At 55.2% G+C, this 1,646-nt stretch carries 1 protein-coding gene; it reads right to left on the bottom strand.

Translation table 11 applies throughout. The features are described 5' to 3' along the window. The coding region (locus AYI87_RS21345; RefSeq protein ID WP_222116795.1) for an Ig-like domain-containing protein at window positions 1-1,646 on the bottom strand (1,646 nt) is incomplete at both ends.

The raw sequence follows: 1,646 nt of genomic DNA, 5'->3' as shown, positions 1-1,646 counted from the left end.
TCGTTGGTACCGTTGATGGTGACAGTAACGGTCGATGGGGTGCCATCGATGCTGGTGACGTTGAAGGTCTCGCTGTAGCTATCGCCGACATTAAGTTCATCAAAGGCGCTGTTAGCGGTAAAGCTCCACTCGCCATTGCCCAGTAGGGTAAAGGTACCGTAGGTGCCTTCGACGGTGATCGGAGTAAAGGTATTGTCCGGGTTATCGACGTCGGTGGCCGTTAGGGTACCGCCGGTAGTGAGCGGTTCGTTAGTTTCGGTCAGCGTGACGCTAGCACTGCTAACGTCGGCGGCATCGTTGACTGGTGTCACATTAATGGTCAGGGTCGCGCTCTCACCTGTATTGGTGGTGTAGGTGATGACAGGTACGCTGCCGTTCCAATCTTGGTTTGGCGTGAAGGTGTAAGCGCCATCGGCGTTGATCACCAGGCTGCCACCTTCCAGTGCAACCGTGGTGCCCGCAGTGACGGTTTGACCGTCGACGCTGAAGCTGACGACTGAAAGCTCGCTGTCGATATCGCTGTCGTTATCTAATACGTTGCCGGTAGCAATGGTGTCCTCTGCAACCGTGTTGCTGTCGTTAGCCAGTATAGATGGGTCATCTACCGGGGTGACGTTAATGGTCAGAGTCGCGCTCTCACCTGTATTGGTGGTGTAGGTGATGACAGGTACGCTGCCGTTCCAATCTTGGTTTGGCGTGAAGGTGTAAGCGCCATCGGCGTTGATCACCAGGCTGCCACCTTCCAGTGCAACCGTGGTGCCCGCGTTGAGGGTTAGAGCGTCGACGCTGAAGCTCACGACTGAAAGCTCGCTGTCGATATCGCTGTCGTTATCTAATACGTTGCCGGTAGCAATGGTGTCCTCTGCAACCGTGTTGCTGTCGTTAGCCAGTATAGATGGGTCATCTACCGGGGTGACGTTAATGGTCAGAGTCGCGCTCTCACCTGTATTGGTGGTGTAGGTGATGACCGGTACACTGCCGTTCCAATCTTGGTTTGGCGTAAAGGTGTAAGAGCCATCGGCGTTGATCACCAGGCTGCCGCCTTCCACTTCGACTGTGGTGCCTGCAGTGACGGTTTGACCGTCGACAGTAAAGGTAACGACTGATAGCTCGCTGTCGATATCGCTGTCGTTGTCGAGTACGTTGCCGGTAGCGACAGTGTCCTCTGCAATCGTGTTGCTGTCGTTAGCCAGTATAGATGGGTCATCTACCGGGGTGACGTTGATGGTTAGCGTCGCGCTCTCACCAGTATTGGTGGTGTAGGTGATAACCGGTACGCTGCCGTTCCAGTTGTCGTTTGGTGTAAAGGTGTAAGAGCCGTCGGCGTTGATCACCAAGCTGCCGCCTTCCACTTCGACTGTGGTGCCCGCGGTGACGGTTTGACCGTCGACGTTGAAGCTGACCACAGACAGTTCGCTGTCGATATCGCTGTCGTTGTCTAGTACGTTGCCGGTAGCGACAGTGTCCTCTGCAACCGTGTTGCTGTCGTTAGCTAGCACGGATGGGTCATCTACTGGGGTGACATTGATGGTCAGGGTCGCGCTTTCACCGGTATTGGTGGTGTAGATGATGACAGGTACGCTGCCGTTCCAATCTTGGTTTGGCGTGAAGGTGTAAGCGCCATCGGCGTTGATCACCAGGCTGCC

Origin of the sequence: Shewanella sp. KCT (genome assembly GCF_007636505.1) — a bacterium.
Classification (GTDB): domain Bacteria; phylum Pseudomonadota; class Gammaproteobacteria; order Enterobacterales; family Shewanellaceae; genus Shewanella; species Shewanella halotolerans.
Note: the sequence above shows the minus strand (reverse complement) of the source record. Positions and strands in the feature narration are given on the sequence as shown.